The 24233-nt window shown below is 64.9% G+C and carries 24 protein-coding genes; 14 read left to right on the plus strand and 10 right to left on the minus strand.

Annotation, left to right across the window (positions count from 1 at the left end):
• Nucleotides 1-273: 273 nt before the first annotated feature.
• The 10 genes from GGD90_RS11795 to GGD90_RS11840 all read left to right on the plus strand — a co-directional run bounded on the left by GGD90_RS11795 (nucleotide 274) and on the right by GGD90_RS11840 (nucleotide 10845).
• Complete coding sequence (locus GGD90_RS11795; RefSeq protein WP_153116879.1) at nucleotides 274-828, plus strand: RNA polymerase sigma factor; 555 nt, start codon at nucleotides 274-276, stop codon at nucleotides 826-828.
• A 97-nt stretch (nucleotides 829-925) separates the two neighbouring features.
• Nucleotides 926-2041 (plus strand): FecR family protein, encoded by a 1116-nt coding sequence (locus tag GGD90_RS11800; protein WP_153116878.1) that lies wholly within the window; start codon nucleotides 926-928, stop codon nucleotides 2039-2041.
• 104 nt (nucleotides 2042-2145) lie between these two features.
• Nucleotides 2146-4554 carry a TonB-dependent receptor gene (locus GGD90_RS11805; protein WP_153116877.1) on the plus strand — a complete coding sequence of 803 codons (2409 nt, stop codon included), beginning with the start codon at nucleotides 2146-2148 and terminating at the stop codon, nucleotides 4552-4554.
• 13 nt (nucleotides 4555-4567) lie between these two features.
• A complete protein-coding gene (locus GGD90_RS11810; RefSeq protein WP_153116876.1) occupies nucleotides 4568-4828 on the plus strand; it encodes a hypothetical protein in 261 nt (86 codons plus the stop codon).
• Nucleotides 4829-5116, plus strand: coding sequence for a hypothetical protein (locus GGD90_RS11815; RefSeq protein WP_153116875.1), 288 nt, complete (start codon nucleotides 4829-4831; stop codon nucleotides 5114-5116).
• 25 nt (nucleotides 5117-5141) lie between these two features.
• A complete protein-coding gene (locus GGD90_RS11820) occupies nucleotides 5142-6773 on the plus strand; it encodes a PepSY-associated TM helix domain-containing protein (RefSeq protein ID WP_153116874.1) in 1632 nt (543 codons plus the stop codon).
• Between the two features lie 4 nt (nucleotides 6774-6777).
• Entirely contained in the window at nucleotides 6778-7905 is a 1128-nt protein-coding gene (locus GGD90_RS11825; RefSeq protein WP_153116873.1) for an MFS transporter, read from the plus strand.
• Between the two features lie 272 nt (nucleotides 7906-8177).
• Entirely contained in the window at nucleotides 8178-8816 is a 639-nt protein-coding gene (locus tag GGD90_RS11830) for a DUF47 domain-containing protein (protein WP_153116872.1), read from the plus strand.
• Nucleotides 8817-8828: 12 nt separating this feature from the next.
• On the plus strand, nucleotides 8829-9839 hold the full coding sequence (locus GGD90_RS11835) for an inorganic phosphate transporter (protein WP_184415141.1): 1011 nt from the start codon (nucleotides 8829-8831) through the stop codon (nucleotides 9837-9839).
• A 130-nt stretch (nucleotides 9840-9969) separates the two neighbouring features.
• Nucleotides 9970-10845 (plus strand): DMT family transporter, encoded by an 876-nt coding sequence (locus GGD90_RS11840; RefSeq protein ID WP_153116870.1) that lies wholly within the window; start codon nucleotides 9970-9972, stop codon nucleotides 10843-10845.
• Between the two features lie 108 nt (nucleotides 10846-10953).
• On the opposite strand, the gene GGD90_RS11845 is transcribed toward GGD90_RS11840, so the two are convergent.
• The 3 genes from GGD90_RS11845 to GGD90_RS11855 form a co-directional block, all read right to left on the minus strand.
• A complete protein-coding gene (locus GGD90_RS11845; RefSeq protein WP_153116869.1) occupies nucleotides 10954-11166 on the minus strand; it encodes a DUF465 domain-containing protein in 213 nt (70 codons plus the stop codon).
• A gap of 240 nt (nucleotides 11167-11406) precedes the next feature.
• Nucleotides 11407-12204: a hypothetical protein gene (locus GGD90_RS11850; protein ID WP_153116868.1), complete on the minus strand. Its 798-nt coding sequence runs from the start codon at nucleotides 12202-12204 to the stop codon at nucleotides 11407-11409.
• A 15-nt stretch (nucleotides 12205-12219) separates the two neighbouring features.
• Nucleotides 12220-13488 carry an MgtC/SapB family protein gene (locus GGD90_RS11855; protein WP_153116867.1) on the minus strand — a complete coding sequence of 423 codons (1269 nt, stop codon included), beginning with the start codon at nucleotides 13486-13488 and terminating at the stop codon, nucleotides 12220-12222.
• 18 nt (nucleotides 13489-13506) lie between these two features.
• On the opposite strand from GGD90_RS11855, the gene ispD reads away from it, so the two are divergent.
• From ispD to GGD90_RS11870, 3 genes are read left to right on the plus strand one after another with little or no spacing between them, the layout of a single operon-like run.
• Entirely contained in the window at nucleotides 13507-14208 is a 702-nt protein-coding gene (gene ispD / locus GGD90_RS11860; RefSeq protein ID WP_153116866.1) for a 2-C-methyl-D-erythritol 4-phosphate cytidylyltransferase, read from the plus strand.
• Nucleotides 14205-14705 carry a 2-C-methyl-D-erythritol 2,4-cyclodiphosphate synthase gene (gene ispF / locus GGD90_RS11865; RefSeq protein WP_153116865.1) on the plus strand — a complete coding sequence of 167 codons (501 nt, stop codon included), beginning with the start codon at nucleotides 14205-14207 and terminating at the stop codon, nucleotides 14703-14705. The genes ispD and ispF overlap by 4 nt, the downstream gene beginning before the upstream one ends.
• Before the next feature lie 44 nt (nucleotides 14706-14749).
• A complete protein-coding gene (locus GGD90_RS11870; RefSeq protein WP_153116864.1) occupies nucleotides 14750-15961 on the plus strand; it encodes an HD-GYP domain-containing protein in 1212 nt (403 codons plus the stop codon).
• Nucleotides 15962-15977: 16 nt separating this feature from the next.
• Here GGD90_RS11870 and GGD90_RS11875 read toward each other — a convergent pair whose 3' ends face one another.
• Both GGD90_RS11875 and ompR read right to left on the minus strand, forming a co-directional pair.
• The gene (locus GGD90_RS11875; RefSeq protein WP_153116863.1) at nucleotides 15978-17339 is read right to left on the minus strand and encodes an ATP-binding protein; all 1362 of its coding nucleotides are present in this window, start codon (nucleotides 17337-17339) and stop codon (nucleotides 15978-15980) included.
• Complete coding sequence (gene ompR, locus GGD90_RS11880; RefSeq protein WP_153116862.1) at nucleotides 17336-18052, minus strand: osmolarity response regulator transcription factor OmpR; 717 nt, start codon at nucleotides 18050-18052, stop codon at nucleotides 17336-17338. Before ompR ends, GGD90_RS11875 begins: the two co-directional genes overlap by 4 nt.
• Before the next feature lie 280 nt (nucleotides 18053-18332).
• On the opposite strand from ompR, the gene GGD90_RS11885 reads away from it, so the two are divergent.
• A complete protein-coding gene (locus GGD90_RS11885) occupies nucleotides 18333-18731 on the plus strand; it encodes a hypothetical protein (RefSeq protein ID WP_153116861.1) in 399 nt (132 codons plus the stop codon).
• Between the two features lie 48 nt (nucleotides 18732-18779).
• Here GGD90_RS11885 and prmB read toward each other — a convergent pair whose 3' ends face one another.
• From prmB to dapC, 5 genes are read right to left on the minus strand one after another with little or no spacing between them, the layout of a single operon-like run.
• Entirely contained in the window at nucleotides 18780-19682 is a 903-nt protein-coding gene (gene prmB, locus GGD90_RS11890) for a 50S ribosomal protein L3 N(5)-glutamine methyltransferase (RefSeq protein WP_153116860.1), read from the minus strand.
• Nucleotides 19675-20826 carry a succinyl-diaminopimelate desuccinylase gene (gene dapE / locus GGD90_RS11895; protein ID WP_153116859.1) on the minus strand — a complete coding sequence of 384 codons (1152 nt, stop codon included), beginning with the start codon at nucleotides 20824-20826 and terminating at the stop codon, nucleotides 19675-19677. Before dapE ends, prmB begins: the two co-directional genes overlap by 8 nt.
• 6 nt (nucleotides 20827-20832) lie before the next feature.
• On the minus strand, nucleotides 20833-22008 hold the full coding sequence (locus GGD90_RS11900) for a PilT/PilU family type 4a pilus ATPase (protein WP_153116858.1): 1176 nt from the start codon (nucleotides 22006-22008) through the stop codon (nucleotides 20833-20835).
• Between the two features lie 51 nt (nucleotides 22009-22059).
• Nucleotides 22060-22899: a 2,3,4,5-tetrahydropyridine-2,6-dicarboxylate N-succinyltransferase gene (gene dapD / locus GGD90_RS11905; RefSeq protein ID WP_153116857.1), complete on the minus strand. Its 840-nt coding sequence runs from the start codon at nucleotides 22897-22899 to the stop codon at nucleotides 22060-22062.
• A gap of 4 nt (nucleotides 22900-22903) precedes the next feature.
• Nucleotides 22904-24109, minus strand: a complete 1206-nt coding sequence (gene dapC, locus GGD90_RS11910) for a succinyldiaminopimelate transaminase (RefSeq protein WP_153116856.1) — start codon at nucleotides 24107-24109, stop codon at nucleotides 22904-22906.
• Nucleotides 24110-24233 lie beyond the last annotated feature (124 nt).

Genomic DNA, 24233 nt, shown 5'->3' on the forward strand with positions numbered 1-24233 from the left:
CATCGGCTGCTTTCTCCGGAGGCAGTGGCAGCATCGTAACAGACCTGCCTCGTGGTCTGTGTCTTGAATGCCTGCTGCGCAGGGTGGGGCCAGAAGACAGATGTGTCCGTCGGAATAACGGCCGCCAGACTTCAGCACGGTCTTGTCGTGGCTGTCCTCACCATCATGCGTGCAAGCAGCACGCAGCAATGCGTTAGAATCCCCAACCTCTCCCTTGACGTGTAACCAAGCCGCCGCCAGGACGCACGTTGGATCTGATTTTTCGTCCTGGCCATGTTTGAACGTCATTACCGCGAACTGCACAATTTCCTTACCGGGCGGCTGAAAGACCGTGAGCTAGCCGCCGATCTGGCTCAGGAATGCTTCCTCCGTGTTCTTGCAATGAAGCAGGGCGGCGAGCAGATAGCCGATCCGCGGGCTTTGCTTTACCGCGTCGCCAACAACCTGATCATTGATCGCCACCGTCGGGCAGTGACGCACAATGAAGTCGCCCTGGATGATGATGACGGCGCCGGACAGGAGGGCAGCAGTTATGCGCCTTCTGCCTGGGAGCCGGAGGCTGCAGCAATGTCCGCGCAGGGAGTGGCGGCGCTGTTGACCACCATCGATGCTCTGCCGATCCGCTGTCGCGAGGTCTTCATACTCTTCAAGTTTGACGGTCTCAGTTATGCGGAGATCGGCGAGCGCATGGGGATTTCGGTGCGCACGGTGGAAATGCAGCTTCAGATAGCGATGGCCGCTTGCTGGGATTGCCTGGAGCGTCTGGGTGACCCGCAAGTCAGCCGCCGTTCGCGGGGGCGGCGCTCGGGCAAGGCGCCCGTGCGCTAGTCCTGGGCGGGGGGGAACGGCTCAACCGAAGAATTTTTTCTCGCCGAGGCGGAAATCCGGTGCTCAAACGTCTACCCGGAAAAGCCATCCCGAAAGCATGAGCGCGCCCGCCGACAATCCTGATCATCTCTCGTCCATTCAGCAGGATGCGCGGGCTTGGTACGTACGCCGCCAGCGCGCGGAATGGCGGGCAGAAGAGGAGCGCGCTTTTCTGGCCTGGCTGAGCGTCGATCCGCTGCATCGCGACGCCTATGTCCGCTGCGAAGCGCTTGCGCGAACCGTGTCCTTGCTGCCCGCGGAGTCGGTTGCCCACTTGCGTGGCCGTCTCGCCATTGACAAGGCTCGTGCCGGCGTGTCGGCCGAGGGGGGTGAGCCGCTATCGAGTGGTGTGGTTCCCGCAGCAAGTGCTGCGACGGCCCCCGCCAGGGCACTCACCGTCCATTCGCGGCGTTTGTTTGCGCTGCTCCTGTTCATGATCGTGTTCATCGGCCTGGCCTGGCATCACCAATATGCGCAGCCGGTATTCGCTCAGTCCTACGCATCCGCGCGCGGCGAGCTGATGGATGTGCCCTTGCCCGATGGTTCACATGTCCAACTGGATACGGAGACTGAAATCGACGTGGTCTTCTATCGCCAGCGTCGCGAACTGGTGCTCCGGAAGGGGCAGGCGATGTTCTCGGTGCAGTCGGACGCTGCCAGGCCTTTTCGGGTGGCGGCTGGCCAGACGCGGGTGACTGTCGTCGGTACGCGTTTCTCTGTGCGGAATACGCCGCAACAGGTGGGCATGGAGGCTGTTCAGATCGCCGTCGAGAGAGGGAGGGTGCGTGTTTCCGCCAATCCCGACACCTTCGGTCGCTGGCTATCCGCGAGCATCGGAGGCCCGCCGGCTGCGGAACTCGTCGCGGGGCAGCAGGTGGTTTCGCTGCTCGATGGCGAACCTGGCCCCATCCGTTCGATACCGCCCGAAGCAGTTGCGCCCTGGCGCAACTACCGGATCAGCTTCCTTGATACGCCGCTCGGACAGGCGCTGGCGGAGTTGGGACGCTATGTCGATACCGGCCTCGTCATTCGCGACGCGCGTGTCGCCGAGTTGCGCATTTCCGGAAGCTTTGATCCGCGTCAGATGGATGCCCTGAAGCGGCTGCTGCCGCATGCCCTGCCGGTGCGTCTGGTGAGCGTGGAGGGTGCTGCTGAAATCGTTCCGGCGCGCTGAATTTTCCCGGGCGCTGATTTTTTTCGACGCGCTTACCGTATTTTGACGAGGTCTTGCGTCTTCACAATTGATAGTTGTTATCAACGCAATTGAGAGGAGTTCGCATGAATCGTCGTACTTTCCAGCTGGCGCGGGGCGCGCTGGCCGTCGGACTGGCACTGGGTGCCGTTGCTGCTCCGGCATACGCCGCAGATCCGGATGCTCCGGATCAGGTACGCAGCGTCTCGATCGCCTCCCAGCCGCTTGCCCAGGCGCTGAACGACTGGGCCCGACAGTTCGGAATGCAACTCGTCGTGCCGCAGTCCCTGCTCGCCGGCAAGCAGGCGCCGGCGCTCTCGGGAAACCTGACGCCACGCCAGGCGCTTGATCGGCTGCTGGCGGGTAGCGGACTTTCGGGAAGCATTGACGGTGCAACGGTCGTCATTCGAGCCCGTTCCGCTGGCGAAGAGGCGACGCTCGGAACGGTCACCGTCACCGGCGCTGCCGATCTGCCCGGTAACCTGCCGAAGCCCTACGCCGGCGGACAGACTGCGCGTGGCAGCAAGCTCGGCATCCTCGGCAACAAGGACATTCTCGACACGCCGTTCGCAACGACCAGCTACACCAGCGAACTGATCGAGAACCAGAACGCGCGCACGGTGGCGGAGGTGCTCAGCAACGATCCGTCGGTACGCTTCACCACACCGGCCGGCCACCAGGTCGAGAACTACTACATCCGCGGCTTCCTGGTGACTGCCGACAACATGGCGATGAACGGCATGTACGGTGTCGCGCCCTACGGCCACATCCCGACCGAGTTCATCGAGCGCGTCGAGATCCTCAAGGGGCCGAGCGCGCTGCTCAACGGCATGGCGCCGAAAGGCGCGGTCGGCGGCACGGTGAACATCGTCACCAAGAAGGCTGGCGACGCGCCCTTGACCCGAGTTGGCGTCGATTTCATTTCCGCCGGCCAGGTCGGCACGACGCTCGACCTCGGGCGCCGCTTCGGCGAACGCAAGGAGTGGGGCGTGCGCTTCAACGGCGCCTACCGCGACGGCGACACCGAACTCGACGATCAGACCAAGAACCGCCGTTTCGGCTCGCTCGGCGTCGACTACCGCGGCGAGCGACTGCGTGCCGACTTCGACATCTACGACAGCCGCGAACGCTCGACCGGCAGCCCGCTGATGATCTCCTTCGCCACCGCAGTAATCGCGCCGCCGGATGCGCGGACCAACATCTTCAAGGGCGTCTACGGTGAGATGGAGAACCGCGGCGTCGCCCTGAAGGGGGAATTCGACCTCAACGAACACCTCACCGCCTTCGCCGGCGTGGCGCACCGCGAGAACCGTCAGCGCGGCTACATCAATGGCACGCGCGCCGATAACGTCAGCCAGAGCGGCGCTTTCACGGTGCGGCCGACACATCAGAACGGCTACGTCGACAGCGATGCTTACGAAGCCGGCATGCGCGCCAAGTTCGCCACCGGTCCGGTCCGGCATGAGGTGGTTCTTGCCGCGAGCAGCCTCGAAATGGAATCCGGCCGCGGCGATCTCGCGGCGGCCGGGGTGGCGTCCAACATCTACAATCCGGCGACGCCGGCATTGAGCGCCCTGCCGGGCAGCCCGAAGCTTCAGGAAACCAAACTGGACGGCGTCGCGCTGGCCGACACGCTGAGCTTCTGGGGCGACCGGCTGGCGCTGACGCTCGGCTTGCGCCAGCAGACGATCAAGGACAAGGGTTTCAACGCTACGAGTGGCGCGCTGACCTCGCAGTACGACAAGACGGTGACGACGCCGGCGGTCGGCATCGTGATCAAGCCGTGGTCGCCGAATCTGGCGTTCTACGCCAACTACGTCGAGGGGCTGGCGCAGGGCGGCGTCGCGCCGGCCAGTTCCGGCGGCGTCACGGTGGTCAACGCCAACGCGGTGTTCGCACCCTACGTCACCAAGCAGCGCGAAGTCGGTGCCAAGTGGGATGCCGGCCAGTACGCGCACACGCTGGCACTGTACGAGATCGCCGAACCGATGCTGGTCTACAACGGCCCGGATAGCGCGCGCGTCTACAGCGTTGACGGCGAAAAGCAGGTGCGCGGCCTCGAATGGTCGGTGATGGGGCAACTGACCCGCAATGTTCGTCTGCTCGGCGGTGTGACGCTCGCTCGCAGCGAGCAGAAGAAAACCACCAACGGCGTCAATGACGGCAAGGACGCCTACGGTATTCCTGACTGGCAGGGCAATCTCGGACTGGAATGGGATACGCCCTGGCTGCCCGGTCTGACGCTGAGCGGACGGGCGATCCACACCGATTCGCAGTATCTCAACTACGCCAATACGCGCGAGATTCCGAGCTGGACGCGCTACGACGTCGGCGCCCGCTTCAAGACGGTGATCGCCGGCCGGGCGACCGTTTTTAACGCCAATATCAGCAACCTGTTCGACCGCAACTACTGGGCGGGTCCGTATCACGGCGAGGGCTACACGACGATCGGCGCGCCGCGCACGCTGAGCCTCTCGGCGACGGTGGATTTCTAGGGTGGTGCATGGCATGGGCGCGGGTCTTGCGCTGTTGCTCGGCGGCTGCCTGCTGATCTATCTGGCCTCGCCCAATCAGCGCTGGCGCGCCCGGCCGCTGGCCGGGATGCCGGGCCGGACGGCCGGCGCGCTCCTGCTCGCACTCGCGCTGTATCAACTGCAGCATGGAATGCAGGGCGTCGCCGCCGTGTTTACCTGGAGCCTGGGCGTAATGCTCGCGCTGACGCTGTTGCCTTTTCTGAGCGCGCTTTTTCATGTCTATCGGGGGCGCTGAATGACGAAACCGATCAGCTCGATCCGCCGCGACTGGGTTGCCAAGACGCTGGCGGGCCTGCTGCTTGGCCTCGTACTGGCGCTCGCCGGCAGCGGGCTGTTTGTCCATTTCGCTTCCGGCATTGGGTCGAGCGTGCGCGTGCAACTGGCGATGTGGCTGGTGATGCCGGTCTGGCTCGGCGTTCTCGGCGGCAGCTACTTCTTTCACAGCGGCGCACGCGCCTGGCTGTGGCTCGGCGCCGCCGCGATCCTTCTCGTTGGCGCTCTCGCATCTGTCCGCTTGCTGTGAGCGGCAGCTTCCCGGAAAGTCCCTGATGCGCACCGAATTCATCCGCATTTACAAGTCAGTGCACACCTGGACCGGTATCCTGAGCGGGTTGGCGCTGTTCATCGCCTTTTACGCTGGGGCGCTGACCGTGTTCAAGGAAGAGATCGTGCGCTGGGCGGCGCCACCGGCCGCGATCGCCGCGACCGATCTGGCGCAGGCGCACGAACTGATCGCCAGGACGCTCGCCGAACACCCCGAGGCGGCCCGTGATTTCAAGCTGCATCTGCAGCCGGCAGAGCACCTGCCGGCGCCGATGAGCTGGTCGATCAAGCCGCCGGATGCCGACGAACACGATTCGCTCGCCGGGCGCCACTACCTTGCCACACTCGATGCCGCCGGCTTGCCGGCGGTCAGCGAGACGCAGCCCAGCCAGCTGGGCGAGCTGATCGACATCCTGCACCGCGTCGTCGGCCTGCCTTTCGACAACGACCCGAACCGCTGGCTGATGGGCGTCATCGCCGTGCTGTACGCCCTGGCGCTGATCTCCGGCGTGATCGTCCTGCTGCCGTCGCTGGTCAAGGACCTCTTCGCGCTGCGTGTGGGCAAGAACCTCAAGCGCATGTGGCTCGACGCGCACAATGTCGTCGGCTTCATCAGTCTGCCTTTTCACGTCGTCTTCGCGTTGACTGCCGCAGTGTTCGCGTTTCACGATGGTCTCTATGCGCTGCAGGATCACCTGCTCTACGACGGCCGGATCAAGGAGATGCTGCGGCCGGTCGGTGGCGCGAAGCCGCAGGCCAGGTCCTTCGATCCCGCGACGATGCTGCCACCGGCCGAACTGGTGGCGCGTGTGCAGGCGGTGGTGCCGGACTTCGTCCCCGACACGCTGCAATACCTGCAGGCGACGGGGCCGCGCCCGGTGGTTCGCGTCTGGGGGCACGATCCGCAGGCGATTTCACCACGAGCGCCCGGTGGCTTCGCCGTCGTCGATCCCTATGGCGGGCGCCTGCTCAGCACCGACTACCTGCCTGGCAAGCAGGACGCGGCCAGCACCACGGTGAGCAGTTTCTTCGCACTGCATTTCGCCACTTTCGGCGGTACGCCCGTGCGCTGGATGTACTTCCTGCTCGGGCTCGCGGGTGCATGGCTGTTCTATTCCGGCAACCTGCTGTGGATCGAGAGCCGGCGGCGCAAGCAGCGCGCGGAGAACGCCGCGCCGGAACAACGGCGTGACTTCCGTCTGCTCGGCGCGCTGACCATCGGCACCTGCCTCGGCTGTATCAGCGGCATCTCGTTCGCGATCGTCGCTGCCAAGGGGCTGCACGGACGCGTCGACGACCTGAACGCCTGGCTCTGGTACGTCTATTACGCTTGCTTCTTTGCCGCCATCGGCTGGGCATTCAACCGTGGCGCTGCGCGCGCCGCGGTTGATCTGCTGTGGCTGTCGGCTGGCGCCACGCTGGCGATTCCGTTGAGTTCGTTGCTGGCGCTGCTGTGGCCGGCACTGGGGCTGTGGGTCAACCTCAGTACGGCATCGCTCGGCGTCGATGTTACCGCGCTGCTGGGCAGTCTGGCCCTGGCCTGGATGGCGCGCGAGACGGCGCGGCGTGCGCGAATCGGACCGCAGGACAGCGTCTGGTCGGATACGCAGATGCGGAATCGTGACACGGTGTCGTGAGCGCATGCATGTCCGTTTCGCCGCTTTCTATTTCCTGCATTTTGCGCTGATCGGAGGATTTTCTCCTTACTTCGCGCTCTACTTGCACAAGGCGGATTTCGCGCCGCAGGAAGTGACCATCCTGATGAGCACCTTGCTGGCTGGGCGCCTGCTGTTTCCTCTCTTGTGGGGCTGGGCGGCGGACATGGGCTTGCCACGACGATGGGCGGTTCCGCTGACGCTGATCGGCAGCATCGGCGGCTTGCTGGCCTGTCTTGATTCGCCCGGACTGCTGCGGGCGTTTTGCGCGATCCTTGTTTTTTCTTTTTTCTGGAGTGGCAATCTGCCGCTACTGGAAGCCTTGGTGCTCGATCATCTCAGTGCGCGGCGCGATGATTACGGGCGTATCCGCAAGTGGGGTTCCGCCGGCTTCCTGATCTCGGTGAGCCTGATCGGAGCCACCGTCGATGTCGCCGGAGACGGCCTTGTCTTTGCCTGCATCGGCCTTGCCTGTCTGCTGCTCGGCGTATCCCTGACCTTGCCTTGTCAGGAAGAAGGCTCACCCTTGCCGCGCTCTTGCACACCGCCTTCGCTGCTGCGCACGCCTCGCGTTCGCGCCCTGTTGCTGATCGGTTTCCTGATGTGTCTGGTGCATGGCGCCTACAACCTGCTGTTTTCGATCTACCTCTCCGACCATGGCTATTCAACGAAGATCATCGGCGTCCTATGGGCCTTGGGGGCCTTGTCGGAGATCGTCGTCCTGTCCTTCTCGGCGGCCATCTTTCAGCGCTGTGCCAGGCGCAAGCTGATCGCACTCTGCTTCTTCGCTGCCACTGTCCGCTTCCTGCTGACGGCCTGGGGTGTTTCATCGCCCGGGCTTCTCGTGCTCGCCCAGTTGATGCATGCGCTGAGTTTCGGGCTATGTCATGCAGCGATCGTCGGTGCTCTGGCGGATGCCAGCGCGACGGGGCGGCAGAATGGCGTCCAGGCGGCTTACGCCTCGGCCTGCGGAGCCGGTGCTCTGGCTGGCAGTCTTGCGAGCGGCGCTTTGTGGAGCCTCGGCGGCGGTGGCTGGGCGTTTACCGCCGCTGCCATCTTTGCCGCTGCCAGCGTTCCCTGGCTGTTGCGTGTGCGCAGGCTGCCGGTTTCCTGAGTTTCGCTCAAGCCTGCGAAGACGGTTTGAGCGAAACTCGGAACTACCCGAGCCAGCCGGGTGACCCTATTTCGATCGCAGGTCGGCGTCAGGCGTGGCCATCCTCGCGAAGTCTGATGGCACTGCTTGTCGTCGCGTAAGCGGCGCGCGTGTTCGAGTGCTGATGCCAAGTGGATCAGTGTCTTTCAGCTGCAGCTCATTTTGCTGATGGCTGCGTTGCCGAGCGTCCGCCGGTGGTAAACTGCCGCCTGTCAAATTTCTGAAACAAAGATATGTTCGGACGTCTGTTGCCCCAGGAGGGCAGGTTTTTCGACCTTTTCAACGCGCACACCGAGCAGATCATGCTGGGCGCCGAGGCCTTGGTCGCGCTGATGGCTGCGCTGAACAAGCCGAACGGCGAGTCGGCCGAGTATTTCGAAGCGATCGATGCGGCCGAAGATCGCGCTGACAGCGTCACTCACGAAACGATGGCGCTGCTGCACAAAACCTTCATCACGCCGCTCGACCGCGACGAGATTCACAAGTTGATCAGCTGTCTCGACGACATCATCGATCTGATCAAGGGAGCGGCGCAGATTCTCACGCTTTACGACATCCGGCGCGCGACACCCGAGGCCACCAACCTGGCCGAAATCATTCTCTCCAGCTGTGATCGCGTCCGTTCGGCGGTACGCCTGTTGCCGTCGATGGACAATGGTCCGGCAATCCTGAAGACCTGCGAGGAAATCGACCGCCTCGAGTCGGATGCCGATCGTGTCATGCGCGGTGCGATGTCGCGACTATTCCGTGAAGAGCCTGACGTACGCCAGTTGATCAAGCTGAAAGCGGTATATGAACTGCTGGAGACGGTGACGGATCGTTGCGAGGATGCGGCGAACATCATCGAAGGCATCGTCCTCGAAAACTCCTGACCGGCGTCGTCAATGGAATCCGTAAATATCGGCTTTGGCGCCGTGGCGTTCCTTGTCGTCCTGGCGCTTGCCTTCGACTTCATGAACGGCTTCCACGACGCGGCCAACGCGATCGCGACGGTGGTGTCGACGCGCGTCATGAAGCCGCATACGGCGGTGATGATGGCGGCGATGTGCAATATCGCCGCCATCTTCATCTTCCAGCTGCATGTGGCAGCGACCGTTGGCAAGGGCACCATTGATCCGGCAATCATCGACCACTATGTCGTTTTCGGCGCGCTGGTCGGCGGCATCGCCTGGAACCTGATCACCTGGTACTACGGCATCCCTTCGTCATCATCGCACGCGCTGATCGGCGGCCTCATCGGCGCCGCGCTGGCCAAGGCTGGGCCGGGTTCGCTGATCAGTGCCGGCGTGATCAAGACCGTTGCCTTCATCCTCATCTCGCCGCTGCTCGGCATGCTGCTCGGTACGCTGATGATGATCATCGTCTCCTGGGTATTCCGCAGCAGTACGCCACGGCGCGTCGACAAGTGGTCGCGCCGTCTGCAACTGATCTCCGCGTCGGCGTACGCGCTCGGGCACGGCGGCAATGACGCGCAGAAGACGATCGGCATCATCTGGATGCTGCTCATCGCCGCCGGCATGAACGGCAGTGATCCTTCCGCACCGCCGATGTGGGTGATCATCAGCTGTTACACGGCGATCGGCCTGGGAACGGCCTTTGGTGGCTGGCGCATCATCAAGCTGATGGGGCAGAAGATCACGCGCCTGCGTCCGGTCGGCGGTTTCTGTGCGCAGACCGGTGGCGCGGCGACACTGTTCATCGCCACTGCCTTCGGTATTCCGGTATCGACGACGCACACCATCACCGGCGCCATCGTCGGAGTCGGTGCGACGCGCAAGCTGTCGGCGGTGCGCTGGGGAATCGCCGGCACCATCGTCTGGGCGTGGATCCTGACCATTCCCTGTAGTGCGCTGATTGCAGCGATCTTCTGGTACCTCGGCCGCTTCTTCCTCTGAGTGCAGCGCTGATGACCGCCAGCCGGCGGTCGTCCTCCGCTTTCGCGCCGGCAAGCTTGTGCTTTCGGGCGCGTTGCTTTCCGTCTCGTGCCCCTCTCGGCGTTTTCGTGCCTGCTGACAGCCTTCCTTCATGACTGCCCGTTCCGCTCGCCTGAACGGCTATCTGTTCGTGGTCATCGCCGCTGGCGGTTTTGGTGCGATGCCGATTTTTGCCCGCTTCGCCTACGCCGAGGGCGTCGATCTGGCAACGATGCTCTTCCTGCGTTTTGCCATCGCAGCGGCACTGATGACTCTGGTGATGCTGCTCTGGCGCCTGCGCTGGCCACGCGGACGCGACCTGTGGCTGCTGATCGGCATGGGCGCGCTCGGTTATGTCGGTCAGGCATACTGCTATTTCGCCGCCCTGCGCTACGCGACGGCCGGGTTGACGACGCTGCTGCTCTATCTGTACCCGGCGATCGTCACCATTCTTGCCGCAGTGCTGGCGCGCCGGCGCTTGTCCGGCTTGCGCCTTGCCGCGGTATTGGCTGCCTTGTTCGGCGCCGCCCTGGCGGTGGGGGACAGCATCGGCGGCAGTCCGCTCGGCATCATTCTGGGCGTTGGCGCGGCGCTGATCTATTCGGTCTACATTCTGGTTGGCGCGCGCGTCACCGATTCTGCTGGCGCGATTCCGGGGGCGACGGTGGTGATGCTCTCCGCCGCTGCCGTCTATGGCGGCATTGCCCTTGCGCAGGGAATGACGCTGCCGCATACGGGCGCCGGCTGGGCGGCGGTGGCGGGGATTGCCGTGCTGTCGACGGCGGCGGCGATTGCTGCTTTCCTGGCCGCAATGAAACGGCTTGGTGCCGCCGACGCGGCGACGCTATCGACGCTAGAGCCGGTCATCACCATCGTGCTGGCGGCGATTTTTCTCGGCGAAGCGATCGGCTTGCGCCAGTTGCTCGGTGGTGCGGTGATCCTCGCCGCCGTACTCGTCCTGACCCGCTTGCCGAAAACAAGCGCCTGAGCGGCCTGCGTGGGTTTGACGCGGCGGTGACAGCGAATGCCGCAGGAACGCGGTCGGCAACGAAGGCTGCAGCGCGGCCAGAGCCAGGTGGGCAGGCGAGTCTGCCGTTCAGGCAGGAATGTCCGGGGTGAGCATCCGCTCAAGCTGGTCGATGCGGTCCTTGAGCAGCAGCTTGCGCTTTTTCAGGCGTCGAACGAGCAGGTGGTCAGGCGGGGGATTGAGCAGCAGGTGCTCGATGACCGAGTCGAGATCACGGTGTTCGACCTGCAGCGCGTGCAGTTGCGCGCGGATGAAGCTCTCGTCTTCGTCGTTCAGCGTCATCGGGGAGAATTCCGGTTTCAGGTCAGCTCAGCAACAGTTAACAGGTCCGCCACTAGGCAAGGCTCAAAACGCTGACTGGTCAGTGAGTGGACCCGCCTCGCAGTTCTGGCGCGCGCGGCAAACTGCCAAATCGCTAGGCTATGTTAGGCGTGCAGGCGGCGAAAGACAACGCTTGCAGATGCACTGCCACGCCCTCGCGAACGCCGTCGCTGTGCTGCCTTGGCGCGCCGGACGCAGCACTCATGACGGCTGCTGGCCTGGCTGCTGCAGGTGGCTGATGAACCAGCCGAGCGTCAGCGACGTCAGTGCGGCGAAGGCAGTTGCCGGCAGCGTTTGTGCATCGCCATCGGCTAGCGGGCACAGCTCGTTGGGCGCTTCAACGCGTGCCAGCGCGCGCCGCGCCGGCCTCTGGCTCTCGGCCTGTTCGCCGACAATGTGTAGCAGCGGAGCGGCGAGCGTGCGCAGGTAGAGCAAGCCGGCGAGATCAATCATGCCGCTGCGGCAGACCAGTGCGCCAACGTCGCGATCGCGCTGGGCGGCGGCACGGACGGCGGCGGGCGATACGTCACCGACGGCATAGATGCCGATCGGCAGCACTGGCAGACCGCCTTCGACATAGCGCTGCTCGATCAAGGCCAGCAAATCGAGCAGCCGCTGCGTCAGCAGCGGCGTGTTGTGGTGCAGGTTGGCAAAGCGCGCTTCGTCCGGCGTCAGCACTTCCTCGATCACTGTCGCCATGCCGGCTGCGTTGAGTGCGCCGGCGAGCTGCAGAAGCTCCTGACTGAACATGGCATCGGTGGCCGCGAGGATGATCAGCGCTCGGGCTTGCCCGGGCAGCGACAGCCGGCCCGGCAGCAGTGGCGGGGCGCTTGCTGCTCGGTCAGAAGGCGGCTCGTCAGGCCAGTCAGGCGCTTCCTTGAGGCTTGTTCCGCCATCCGCTGCAGGCTCGGCTCCGCCGGTGAGTGCGGGCGACAGAGCTTCGTCGGCGCTACTGGCGCTGTCCTGCCGCTCGGTCGCTGTCGGGTTCTGCGTCGTCATCGCGGCACCGGTTTTCTACAGTATGCGCAGCAACACCCAGCCGGCGAGCGAGCCGCCGGCAAGGCCAAGGAAGCCGGCAAGCGCACCGCGCATCAGCGCCCGCCCGCCGACAACGCTGATGATGCCGAGCTTGAAGCCCAGATTGGCGAGCATGGCAATGAGGATTGCCGTCGCTGCTTCGCCGGCCGATAGCTTGTCCTGACCGAACAGGTGCAGGCTGGAGAGTGTGATCGCATCGACATCGGTGAGCCCCGAGATCAGCGCGACCACATAGAGGCCTGCTGTGCCGGCATAGTCGGAAAGCGCCGCCGAGCAGAGCAGGACGACGCCATAGACCAGTCCGAAGGTAATCGCGGTGCGCAGTTCGGTCGGGTTGCGCAGCTCGAGTTCGGGCAGCCCATCCCTGCTGCCGAGCTGACGCCAGGCAACGAAGCTGATGATCGCGCCGGCGAGCAGACCGCCACCGAGCACCGGCAACACCGCCGGCAGGGCGCCCGGTTGCACGACGGCAGTGAGCATGCCCAGACGCAATGGGACGATCATGTTGGCGATGAGGATGACGACCAGTGCCAGCGGCGCGAGTCCGGCCTGGCTGCGTGCGTGGCGCGAGAAAATCAGCGTCGTTGCCGTACTTGAAGCGAGTCCGCCAAAAAAACCGAGCAGTGGCGCGCCGCGCTGCTGGCCGAAGAAGCGCAGCGCGGCATAACCGCAGAGGCTGACGCCGGAAATGAGTACCACCATCCACCAGATCTGTGCCGGGTTGAGCGCCGCATAGGGGCCCATGTCCTTGTTCGGCAGGATCGGCAGGATCACCAGCGAGAGTACGGCAAACTGCAGGATCGAGTTGAGGTCGGCACGCGTCATGCTGCGCGACAGCGATTGCAGTTCGGGCTTGAAATAGAGCAGCAGCGTGGTCAGGATGGCCATGATCACCGCCGGCTCGCGATAGCCGAGCGTGATCATCGCGCCGTAGGCAAAGCAGAGCAGCAGCGCCACCACCGAAGTGGTGCCGGGATCGACTTCGTCAGGGTGCATGCGGTAGGCGGCGATCATCATGGCGCCGACGATGAGCAGGCCGGCAGCGATGATCCACGGCGAAGCGAGCTGTCCGGCAAGCAGTGCGCAAATGGCGCCGAAGCTGCCGACCAGCCCGAAAGTGCGCAGCCCGGCACGCGAGGCGGGGTTGCGTTCGCGTTCGAGCCCGATCAGCAGGCCGACGCCGAGGCTGATGAGCAGGTCGGGCAGGATGTCGAGCCCGGCCTTGTCGAGGAGTTCGCCGTTCATTTCCGTTAAAATTACGCGATGCCCAGACACTATGCAATCGTCCCCGCCGCCGGCAGCGGCTCGCGCTTTGGCGCCGAAATGCCGAAACAATACCTGCCACTCGCCGGCCGCCCCTTGATCCATCACACGCTGGCGGCGCTCTGCCAGTGCCCGCTGATCGAGCGCGTGTGGGTCGTCCTGTCTCCCGGCGACAGCTACTGGCCGCGTTGGGACTGGACCGTTCTCGGGCCGAAGCTCGAAACCGTGTACTGCGGTGGCGCGACGCGCGCCGAGAGCGTCAGCAACGGACTGGTCGCCGCGCAGACGGCAGCGGCCGACGACGACTGGGCGCTGGTACACGACGCGGCGCGTCCGTGCATCTCGCAGGCGATGCTGCGCAGCCTGTGCAACGAACTCGCTGACGATCCGGTCGGCGGCCTGCTCGCCGCTCCGGTTGCCGACACGCTGAAACGCGCCGACGCCGGGCAACGCGTCCTCGCGACCGAGCCGCGCGATGGCCTGTGGCAGGCGCAGACGCCGCAGATGTTCCGCTACGGTCTGTTACGTCGGGCGCTGAGCGCCTGTCCGCAGGTGACCGACGAAGCCGGCGCCGTCGAGGCGGCAGGCTATCAGCCGCGTCTCGTTCGCGCCGACGCCTCCAACCTGAAAGTCACTTTCCCGGCCGATCTGGCGCTGGCCGAGGCCATCCTGAAAAGCCGTCGCGAGGAAATCCCCGTATGAGCCAGTCTCCCCGTTTGCGTGTCGGCCAGGGTTTCGACAGCCACGCGCTCGTTCCCGGCCGGCCGCTGATCCTCGGCGGTGTGCATATTCCGTACGCGCTTGGCCTGCTCGGTCATTCCGACGCTGACGCGCTGCTGCACGCGATTACTGATGCGCTGATCGGTGCCGCCGGCCTTGGCGATATCGGCCGCCACTTTCCCGATACCGACGAACGCTACCGCGGTGCCGACAGCCGCGTATTGCTGCGTGCGGCGGTCGACCTGCTGGCGGCAGCCGGCTGGCGCGTGCTCAATGTCGACGCAACCGTGATCATCCAGCAGCCGAAAATGGCGCCGCACGTGCCGGCGATGATCGCCAACATCGCTGCCGACCTTGGCGTCGCCCCGACTGACGTGAACATCAAGGCGAAGACTGCCGAACGTCTGGGCTTCGTCGGTCGTGGCGAAGGCGTCGCCGTCGAGGCGATCGCGCTGATCGAACATGCCCCCGCTGTCTGAGAACGACTTTCCCGGGCGCGTCAGCGCCTGACGGGATCATGGCAATGATCAAGAAGATCCGCGTCGAGCAGGTTCGCGTCGGCATGTACGTACATGACTTCAATGCCGGCTGGCTCGATCATCCGTTTGCGCGCAACCGCATGAAGATCGCCAGCGACGAAGAGTTGCACAAGCTCGCCGCCAGCGGCATCCGCGAGATTTTCATCGACACCGCGCGCGGTGTCGATGTCGCCGACGCGCCGACGCGGGAAGAAGCCGCTGCCGCTACTGAAGTCAGCTTGCTGGCGCTCGATACGGCTCCGCGAAGCGCTGTGCGCGTGGCGCTTGCCGATGAGTTGACGCGCGCGAAAAGCGTTTTCGCCGAAGGCACGCGCGCGATCCGTACGGTCATGGAGGACGCCCGGCTCGGTCGCCAGCTTGAAATCGAGGCAATGTCGCCGGTGGTCGAAAAGATTGCCGCTTCGATCATCCGCAACAGCAACGCGATGATGAGCATGCGTCGGCTGAAGCACCTCGACGACTACACCTACCTGCATTCGGTGGCGGTATGCACCATGCTGGCCGCTTTCGCCCGCGAGCTCGACATGGAGCTCGCCGATATCCACAGCATGGCCCTCGGTGGTCTTCTGCACGACATCGGCAAGGCGCGCGTCAGCGCGGCAATACTCAACAAGCCCAAGCGTCTGACGGAAAAGGAATTCATCCACGTCAAGTCGCACGTCGTTCTCGGCGCCGACATGCTGCGCCAGATGCCGGGCGTGCCGCCGCTGGCTTTCGCCGTACTAGAACTGCATCACGAGCGTTTCGACGGCACCGGCTATCCGCAGGCCTTGTCCGGCGAGCAGATCAGCGTCGCCGGGCGGATGGCGGCCATCGTTGACGTGTACGACTCGATCACCTCCGAACGCTGCTATCAGGCAGCGATCAGCCCGGCTGAGGCGATCCGCAAGCTTTTCGAATGGAGCCATCACCATTTCGATTCGCAACTGGTGCAGCGCTTCGTGCGCAGCGTCGGCATCTATCCGGTCGGCACACTGGTGCGGTTGGAGAGCGGCCGTCTCGGCATCGTCGTCGAGCAGCGCGAAAGCAGTCTGCTGACGCCGGTGGTACGCGTCATCTTCGATGCCCGACGCAACTACTACATTCCGCCGGAAAACGTCGATCTGTCGCGTCCGCTCGGTGCCGGCGGCGGCGATCGCATCGTCGGCCACGAATCGCCGGCGACCTGGAAAATAGAGCTCGACCGCTTTCTCTGAGCGTGTCGCCGCGGCGTCACTCGATGCCGCAGGCTGGCAAACGCAGACGGGCAATCAGGCCGCCGCCGGGGCGCGGCAGCAGCTCCAGGCTGCCGCCGTGCAGGCGCGCAATGCGCTCGACGATGGCCAGGCCAAGCCCGGCGCCGCCGGCATCCGAGCGCGCGTTCTGCAGGCGGGTGAACGGGCGTTTCAGGCGCTCGGTTTCCTCCGCCGGTATTCCCGGTCCGCGGTCCAGAACTTCGATCAACCGGTCGCCGTTGGCGTCGACGCGGGTGACGAGTTCGATTCCGTTTTCCGCGTACTTGCGTGCGTTGTCGAGCAGGTTGTCGATGGCGCGCGCCAGCGCCTGCGGGCGCGCGTGCGTTGGCGGCAGCGTGCCGGGCGAAAAGCGGATGGCGGTGCCGGAGCGTAGCGAACGCGCGACACTCTCGCCGGCGATCACGTCAATATCGGTTTCAGCCGTCGGCGCACCGCTCTCGCCACGAGCGAAGTCGAGAAACTGCGCGATGACGGCGTTCATCTGCTCGATGTCGGCGGCAACGGCGGCACGCGCATCGGCGTCGACAATCGACATCTCGGCTTCCAGGCGCAGGCGCGCCAGCGGCGTGCGCAGGTCGTGCGAGATGCCGGCAAGCGTCTCGGCGCGTTCGCTGTCGATGCGTCGCAGGTCTTCCGACATGCGGTTGAAGGCTTCGGCCAGTTGCTGCAGTTCAAGTGATCCGCGTTCGGGCAGCGGTTCCGGGCGCTGCCCGCGGCCGAGTTCGGCGGCGGCGGCGGCGAGTGCGCGCAAGGGTTGGCTCACTCTTGAGACGATCAGCCAGGCGACGAGCAGGGCGAGTGCCAGGATCAGCCCGGCCCACGCCAGCCAGGGCCAGGGGAACTGATGCTCGGCGCGCGATCCGGGCAGCATCAGCCAGAATTCGTCTTCGCCCGGATCGTCGGTGTGTGCTCCTCCGATGGTTTCCACATCACCGTCAGGCTCGAGATGAAAGCTGACCCACAGTCCGCTCTGGCCATTGACCGCGCTGGCAAAGCGCGTGTCGGTGGCCAGTTGCGCCAGCGCCAGTTCGCGAATGCGCAGGTGGAAGCGGCCATCGGGCGGCGGAACGATCTGGTCACTTGGCTCGGCCGGAAAAACGCGCACGCCTTCACGCGCATCGAGTTCGCGCAGCAGTTCGCGGCGGCGCGCCGGTTCGGCAGCGACCAGCGCGGCACGGGTGAGATTGACGACGCTGACCGTCAGTTGCGCGACCTGCCGTGCGCGTGGTTCGCGTTCGGCCAGCGCGAATAGCGCCAGCCAGGAGGCGACGGCAAAACAGAGCAGCAGGCTGATCAGCAGGAAGGTGCGCGCGAGCAGCGTGCGCGGGAAAAACCTCATGCCGCCGGGGCGTCGGGAACGAAGACGTAGCCGTGGCCCCATACCGTCTGCAGGTAGCGCGGTTTGGCCGGGTCGGGTTCAATCAGCTTGCGCAGACGCGAAATCTGCACGTCGATGGTGCGGTCGAACGGACCCTGTTCGCGACCGCGCGCTAGCGTCATCAGCCGGTTGCGCGACAGCGGCTGGTGCGGGTGCTGCAGGAGCGCGCGCAGCACCGCGAATTCGCCGGTGGTCAGGGTGATGGTCTCGTCGTCGCGATGCAGCGTGCGCGCGGCGAAATCGACGGCGACGCCGCCGAAGGCCATGCGCGTTGCCTCGTTGGTCGGTGCGCCGGGCGGCGTCGCCGCGCGCCGGCGCAGCACGGCGTTGATGCGTGCCACCAGCTCGCGCGGGTTGAACGGCTTCGGCAGATAATCGTCGGCGCCCATTTCGAGGCCGACGATGCGGTCGACGTCGTCACCGCGCGCGGTGAGCATGATCAGCGCCTGCTGCGGATCGGTTGCGCGCAGGCGGCGGCAGATCGAGAGGCCATCCTCGCCGGGCAGCATCAGATCAAGGATGATCAGGTCGAAACGCTCGCGGTCGAGGCGCTGGTCCATGGCCTTGCCGCCATCGGCGGTGCGCACGACAAAGCCCTGTTCACCAAGATAACGCTGCAGCAGTTCGCGCAGTCTTTGGTCGTCGTCGACGACAAGAATTTTCACTTCGCTCATGGCTGAATGCTAACCGGAACAAGTGGCGTCGTGGAAGGGGCTGGATCGGCCGGCGTTTCCCGAAATTGTGACAAGGCGTTGCGCAGCTCGACAATGTCTCATCGAGTATTGTGCAGGTGTGTTCCGCTCCATGCGGGCCACGCATTCACCGCCGGGAGCCGTACTGCAAGCGTAAAACTTTGTTCCGCGTGATTCCGCTCGCTCGCCGTCCGAGGCAAAATAGGCGCCGGTCCAATACCGGCGTGCCGGTGCGGGCAGGGTCCGGGCAAGGGGAACAGTAATGCGTGAAGATGTGCTGGTACGGCAAGTACGCTTGCAGCAGAAGCCGCGTCAGCGCGCGCTGCTGCCGCGCGCCTGGTCGGCGGGAACGTCTCTGACACTTTTGCTCGCCTGCATGATCGTCTGGCCGGACATGGCTGTCGCTGCGGACGGCGGCTTTGCGCGCCGCTTCGAGCAGCGCGGCGACTTCCCGCAACGTGATGCCCAGCCGCGCGAAACGCGCTTCGCCAGCGATTCCTGGGCGCAGCCGGTGCGCCGCGAAGGCGCTGCCTATAACGGGTATTCGCCCGGCGATGCGCCGGAGGCTTCGCGTCCCGGCCGCTTTTCTTCCGAAGAGCGGCGCCAGTTGCGCCGCGACCTGCACGAAGCCGGCCGCGACCTTTACGCGCCCCGTCGCTGAACGCAGGCGAGCGTGGCTGACCGTCGCTGATCAGCGTCCGGCCGCCGCTCAGGCGTCCGGCAGTTCTTCCCGACGCAGCAAGAATACGTATTCGTCGCCGGCACGCGTGTCGAGCCAGGTGAAGGGCAGCGTCGGGCAGGCCGCTTCGAGCACTGCGCGGTTGTGGCCGATCTCGACGACAAGGATGCCGCCCGGATTGAGCCGTGCTTTCGCCTGGCGCAGCATGATGCGCACCAGATCGAGTCCGTCTTCGCCGGCGGCCAGCGCTAGCTCGGGTTCGCACCGATATTCCGGCGGCAGTGCGCGCATCGCTGCGGCGTCGACGTAGGGCGGGTTGGAGATGATCAGGTCGTAGCGACGCTTTTTATCGACAGCGCTGAACAGATCCGAATGGATCAGCTGCACGCGCTCGCCAAGTTCGTAGTCGGCGACGTTCCTTTGCGCCACCGCCAGCGCGTCCGGCGACAGGTCGACGGCATCGATCGCCGCTTCCGGGAAGGCGAGCGCGGCGAGAATGGCGAGGCAGCCCGAGCCGGTGCACAGGTCGAGCACGTCGGCGACGGCCCACGGGTCTTCGATCCATGGTTCGAGCTGTTCTTCGAGCAGTTCGGCGATGAACGAGCGCGGCACGATGACGCGCTCATCAACGTAGAAGCGGTGCTCGCCGAGCCAGGCTTCGTGCGTCAGGTAGGCGGCCGGCAGGCGTTCCTTGATGCGCTTTTCGATGATCAGCAGGGCGCGGCTGCGCTCGTCGCTGGTCAGCCGCGCATCGAGGAAGGGTTCGAGACGATCGGGCGGCAGGTGCAGCGTGTGCAGCAGCAGATAGACAGCTTCGTCCCAGGCGTTGTCGCTGCCGTGACCGAAGAAGAGTCCGGCTTCGTTGAAACGGCTGACGGAAAAGCGCAGCAGGTCGCGCAGCGTGAGGAGTTCCTGGCGGGCGTGTTCAAACATGGTCGGGCAGCAGTTTTTCCAGTAGGCGGCGGTAAATCGCCGCAAGGTGGGGCAGGTCGGCGATGGCAACGTTCTCGTCGATCTTGTGGATGCTCTCGTTTACCGGGCCGATTTCGATCACCTGCGGGCAGATTTCGGCGAGGAAACGCCCGTCGGAGGTGCCGCCGCTGGTCGACAGCTCGGCGCTGACGCCGGTCTGCTCGCGGATCGCGGCCAGCGCCGCTTCGACCAGCGTGCCGCGCGGCGTGCCGAAGGGGCGGGCGCCGAGCGTCCATACGATGTCGAAATCGAGTCCGTGGCGTTCGAGGATGGCGTTCAGTCGCTGCTGCAGGCTTGCCGGCGTGCTCACTGCGGCGAAGCGGAAGTTGAAGAGGACTTCGATGCTGCCGGGGATGACATTGCCGGCGCCGTTGCCGGCGTGGATGTTCGAGACCTGCCAGGTGGTCGGCGGGAAGAATTCGTCGCCTTCGTCCCAGACCGTTGCCGCCAGTTCGGCGATGGCCGGGGCGACGAGGTGGATCGGGTTCTTCGCCAGTTGCGGGTAGGCGACGTGGCCCTGGATTCCCTTGACCGTCAGCTTGCCGGTGAGCGAGCCGCGGCGGCCGTTCTTGATCGTGTCGCCGAGCCGGGCGACAGCCGTCGGTTCGCCGACGACGCAGTAATCGATCGCCTCGCCACGTGCGCGCAGCGCATCGACGACGGCGACGGTGCCGTCGGTGGCGTCACCCTCCTCGTCGGCGGTGAGCAGCAGCGCGATCGAGCCACCATGCGCCGGATACGCGGCGACAAACTGTTCGACGGCGACGACAAAGGCGGCGAGCGAGCTTTTCATGTCGGCCGCGCCGCGCCCGTAAAGGCGGCCGTCGCGCTGCGTCGGCGTGAACGGATCGGACTGCCAGCGTTCGGCCGGTCCGCTGGGAACGACGTCGGTGTGGCCGGCAAGGCAGACGAGCGGGGCGGCCGAACCGCGGCGTGCCCACAGGTTCCTGACGCCGCAGCGTTCGATCGTTTCGCAGTGAAAGCCGCAGCGTGCGAGGCGCTCTGCGAGCAGCAGCTGGCAGCCGGCGTCTTCGGGAGTCACCGAGCGGCGGGCAATCAGCGCTTCGGCGAGCGACAGTACAGGGTCTTGCCGGGATTCAGACATCGAACTTCAGTCTCCGCTATCGAGGCTGAGCGTGAATTCCTTGAACGACGGGCCGTCGACCTGGCTTGCGCTGAGGTCAAGTGCCGCGTCCTTGCGCTGCTTTGCACGATCCGGGCTGGCGCCGAACTCCGAATTGTTGATCAGCCAGGAGAGATTGGTCGGCGAGTCGGCGTTGGCCAGGGCTTCGTCGAGGGTGATGATGCCGTCGCGGAACATGCGGAACAGGTCCTGCTCGAAGGTCTGCGAACCGGGTGCGAGGCTTTGTTCCATCGCTTCCTTGATGGCGACGACTTCGCCGCGCTCGATCAGCTCCTGAACGTGGCGCGTGTTGAGCAGGACTTCGGCGGCTGGCGTGCGCTTGCCGTCGGGCTTCTTCACCAGCCGCTGCGAAATGATCGCTTTCAGGCTGACCGAGAGGTCGAGGTAGAGCGAGGTACGGCTTTCCAGCGGGAAGAAATTGATGATGCGGTTGAGCGCGTGGTAACTGTTGTTGGCGTGCAGCGTGCCAAGACAGAGGTGGCCGGTCTGCGCGTAGGCGATCGCCGCCTGCATCGTTTCCTTGTCGCGGATTTCACCGATCAGGATGCAGTCGGGTGCCTGGCGCATCGCGTTCTTCAGCGCCGGCTCCCAGCCGAGCGTATCCATGCCGAGTTCGCGCTGGTTGACGATCGACTTCTTGTGGCGGAAGAGGAACTCGATCGGGTCTTCGATCGTCAGGATGTGGCCACTGCGGTTGGCGTTGCGGTGGTCGAGCATCGAGGCGATGGTCGTCGACTTGCCCGAACCGGTCGAGCCGACGATCAGCATCAGCCCGCGCTTGGCCATGATCAGGTCGGCAAGGATCGGTGGCAGCTGCAGCGTGTCGAGCGGCGGAATGTTGCCGAGGATGTAGCGGATGACGATCGAGATCGAGCCGCGCTGGCGGAACAGGTTGATGCGGAAGTTGCCGATCTGCGGCACGCCGAAGGAGAGGTTCATCTCCATCGTCGCCTCGAAGGTCTTGATCTGATCGGGCGTCATCAGCTCGAAGGCGATCTTCTCGACCATCGCCGGATCCATCACCTGCTGATTCACGGGCATGGTGTTGCCCTGGATCTTGATGTTGATCGGCACGCCGGCGGAAATGAAGATGTCCGACGCCTGTTTTTCCGCCATCAGGTGGAAAAGCTTGTCGAGAATCATCGTGCCTCCGCCGGGAAGTGAGCGTGCCTGGGTGAAACGGACGGGTGCGGGTCAGTCGCCGCGCAGCAGTTCGTTGATGCCGGTCTTCGAGCGCGTCTGCGCATCGACTTTCTTGACGATGATCGCCGCGTACAGGCTGTAGGCGCCATTTGCCTTGGGCAGGCTGCCGCTGATCACCACCGATCCGGGCGGGACGCGGCCATAGGTGACTTCGCCGGTGGCGCGATCGTAGATTGGCGTGCTCTGGCCGAGGTAGACGCCCATCGAGATGACCGAATTCTCGCCGACGATGACGCCTTCGACGACTTCCGAACGTGCGCCGATGAAGCAGTTGTCTTCGATGATGACCGGACCGGCCTGCACCGGTTCGAGTACGCCACCGATGCCGACGCCGCCGGAGAGGTGCACGTGCTTGCCGATCTGCGCACACGAACCGACCGTCGCCCAAGTGTCGACCATGGTGCCTTCATCGACGCGCGCGCCGATGTTCACGTAGGACGGCATCAGCACGACGTTCTTCGCGATATAGCTGCCGCGGCGCGCGGTCGCCGGCGGCACGACACGGAAGCCGCCGCGCGCGAACTTCTCGGCGTCGTAGTCGGCAAACTTGCTCGGCACCTTGTCGAAGTAGCGCGTGTCGCCGCCGTCGATCAGCTTGTTGTCCTCGAGGCGGAAGGAGAGCAGCACCGCCTTCTTGATCCACTGATGCGTGAACCATTCGCCGTCGATCTTTTCGGCGACGCGCAGGCTGCCATCGTCAAGGCAGGCGAGCACCGAAGCGACGGCTTCGCCGATCCTGGCCGGCGCCGTTCCGGGGCTGAGAGTGGTACGCGCTTCCCAAGCGTCTTCGATGATCTGGCGGGTTTCAAGGAAATCTGCGGTTTGCGGCATGTTGTCAGTCCTGGAGGTTCGAGGTGAAGGAGCGGATGCGTTCGGCGGCGTCGAGGCATTCGGCAAGCGGTGCGACAAGGGCGATGCGCACGAAACCGGCACCCGGGTTGCTGCCGTTGGCGTCGCGCGCGAGGAAGCTGCCGGGGAGCACCATGACATTATATTCAGCGAGCAGGCGGCGGGCGAACTCGCCGTCGTCCATCGGCGTGCGCGCCCAGTAATAAAAACCGGCGTCGGGCTGCACCGCGCCCAGTGCTGCGCCGAGAATCGGCGTCACCGCGGCGAACTTTTCGCGGTAGCGCTGGCGATTGAGGCGCACATGCGCCTCGTCGAGCCAGGCGGCGGTGGACGCAGCCTGCACTGCCGGGTTCATCGCGCAGCCGTGGTAGGTGCGATAGAGCAGGAAGGCTTTCAGTGTTGCCGCGTCGCCGGCGACGAAGCCCGAGCGCAGGCCCGGTGCGTTGGAACGCTTCGACAAGCTGGAGAACATGACCAGCCGCTCCCAGCCACGGCCGAGCAACTGCGCGGCCTGCAGGCCACCGAGCGGCGGCGCCGCTTCATCGAAATAGATTTCGGAATAGCACTCGTCGGCGGCAATGATGAAGCCGTAGCGGTCGGCGAGTTCGAACAGCCGGCGCCAGTCGTCGAGAGCGAGCACCTTGCCGGTCGGATTGCCCGGCGAACAGACGTAAAAGAGCTGTACGCGCTGCCATTCGGCTTCTGACAGGGTGTCGAAGTCGAAAGCGAAATCGTCGTCGGGCAGCGTGTTGAGAAAGCGCGGCTCGGCGCCGGCGAGGAAGGCCGCGCCTTCGTAGATCTGGTAGAACGGATTGGGGCAGACGACGATCGGTGGCCCGCCACGTGTCGCCGACGGGTCGATCACCGCCTGACAGAAGGAGAACAGTGCTTCGCGCGAGCCGTTGACCGGGATCACCTGCGTCTCGGGGTCGACGCGGTCGATCGCATAGCGACGCTCGATCCACTCGGCAATGACGCGGCGCAGCTCGGGGCTGCCGAGCGTCGTCGGGTAATGCGCCAGTCCGTCGAGTCCGCTGGCCAGGGCATCCTTGATCAGCAGCGGTGTTTCATGCTGCGGCTCACCGATGAACAGCTTGATTTCCTGGTAACGGGTGTTCGGAGTGACCCCTTTGAACAGCTGGCGGAGCTTCTCGAAAGGGTAGGGCTGCAGCCGGGAAAGATTCGGATTCACGTCGCGTATCAGGTTTTGCGAAGCGGCCGATTATAAAGGGCATCCCCGACAGGCGGAAAAATTCCCGCGGCACGGCGTCCGCGGCCGTAAACGGCAGATAGCTGCGGAGTCCCGGCGGAACCAG

The organism is Rhodocyclus tenuis (assembly GCF_014197755.1).
GTDB classification, from domain to species: Bacteria; Pseudomonadota; Gammaproteobacteria; order Burkholderiales; family Rhodocyclaceae; genus Rhodocyclus; species Rhodocyclus tenuis.

What these genes read in the sequence shown, in the direction of transcription:
- GGD90_RS11845 (WP_153116869.1), bottom strand. Translation starts at nt 11,166, where the DNA reads ATGACGCTGAACGACGAAGACGAGAGCTTCATCCGCGCGCAACTGCAC.
- GGD90_RS11805 (WP_153116877.1), top strand. Translation starts at nt 2,146, where the DNA reads ATGAATCGTCGTACTTTCCAGCTGGCGCGGGGCGCGCTGGCCGTCGGA.
- GGD90_RS11810 (WP_153116876.1), top strand. Translation starts at nt 4,568, where the DNA reads ATGGGCGCGGGTCTTGCGCTGTTGCTCGGCGGCTGCCTGCTGATCTAT.
- GGD90_RS11900 (WP_153116858.1), bottom strand. Translation starts at nt 22,008, where the DNA reads ATGATTCTCGACAAGCTTTTCCACCTGATGGCGGAAAAACAGGCGTCG.
- GGD90_RS11800 (WP_153116878.1), top strand. Translation starts at nt 926, where the DNA reads ATGAGCGCGCCCGCCGACAATCCTGATCATCTCTCGTCCATTCAGCAG.
- GGD90_RS11830 (WP_153116872.1), top strand. Translation starts at nt 8,178, where the DNA reads ATGTTCGGACGTCTGTTGCCCCAGGAGGGCAGGTTTTTCGACCTTTTC.
- GGD90_RS11820 (WP_153116874.1), top strand. Translation starts at nt 5,142, where the DNA reads ATGCGCACCGAATTCATCCGCATTTACAAGTCAGTGCACACCTGGACC.
- GGD90_RS11835 (WP_184415141.1), top strand. Translation starts at nt 8,829, where the DNA reads ATGGAATCCGTAAATATCGGCTTTGGCGCCGTGGCGTTCCTTGTCGTC.
- GGD90_RS11840 (WP_153116870.1), top strand. Translation starts at nt 9,970, where the DNA reads ATGACTGCCCGTTCCGCTCGCCTGAACGGCTATCTGTTCGTGGTCATC.
- dapD (WP_153116857.1), bottom strand. Translation starts at nt 22,899, where the DNA reads ATGCCGCAAACCGCAGATTTCCTTGAAACCCGCCAGATCATCGAAGAC.
- GGD90_RS11855 (WP_153116867.1), bottom strand. Translation starts at nt 13,488, where the DNA reads ATGAACGGCGAACTCCTCGACAAGGCCGGGCTCGACATCCTGCCCGAC.
- GGD90_RS11815 (WP_153116875.1), top strand. Translation starts at nt 4,829, where the DNA reads ATGACGAAACCGATCAGCTCGATCCGCCGCGACTGGGTTGCCAAGACG.
- GGD90_RS11825 (WP_153116873.1), top strand. Translation starts at nt 6,778, where the DNA reads ATGCATGTCCGTTTCGCCGCTTTCTATTTCCTGCATTTTGCGCTGATC.
- ispF (WP_153116865.1), top strand. Translation starts at nt 14,205, where the DNA reads ATGAGCCAGTCTCCCCGTTTGCGTGTCGGCCAGGGTTTCGACAGCCAC.
- ompR (WP_153116862.1), bottom strand. Translation starts at nt 18,052, where the DNA reads ATGAGCGAAGTGAAAATTCTTGTCGTCGACGACGACCAAAGACTGCGC.
- GGD90_RS11850 (WP_153116868.1), bottom strand. Translation starts at nt 12,204, where the DNA reads ATGACGACGCAGAACCCGACAGCGACCGAGCGGCAGGACAGCGCCAGT.
- dapE (WP_153116859.1), bottom strand. Translation starts at nt 20,826, where the DNA reads ATGTCTGAATCCCGGCAAGACCCTGTACTGTCGCTCGCCGAAGCGCTG.
- GGD90_RS11875 (WP_153116863.1), bottom strand. Translation starts at nt 17,339, where the DNA reads ATGAGGTTTTTCCCGCGCACGCTGCTCGCGCGCACCTTCCTGCTGATC.
- GGD90_RS11795 (WP_153116879.1), top strand. Translation starts at nt 274, where the DNA reads ATGTTTGAACGTCATTACCGCGAACTGCACAATTTCCTTACCGGGCGG.
- ispD (WP_153116866.1), top strand. Translation starts at nt 13,507, where the DNA reads ATGCCCAGACACTATGCAATCGTCCCCGCCGCCGGCAGCGGCTCGCGC.
- GGD90_RS11870 (WP_153116864.1), top strand. Translation starts at nt 14,750, where the DNA reads ATGATCAAGAAGATCCGCGTCGAGCAGGTTCGCGTCGGCATGTACGTA.
- prmB (WP_153116860.1), bottom strand. Translation starts at nt 19,682, where the DNA reads ATGTTTGAACACGCCCGCCAGGAACTCCTCACGCTGCGCGACCTGCTG.
- GGD90_RS11885 (WP_153116861.1), top strand. Translation starts at nt 18,333, where the DNA reads ATGCGTGAAGATGTGCTGGTACGGCAAGTACGCTTGCAGCAGAAGCCG.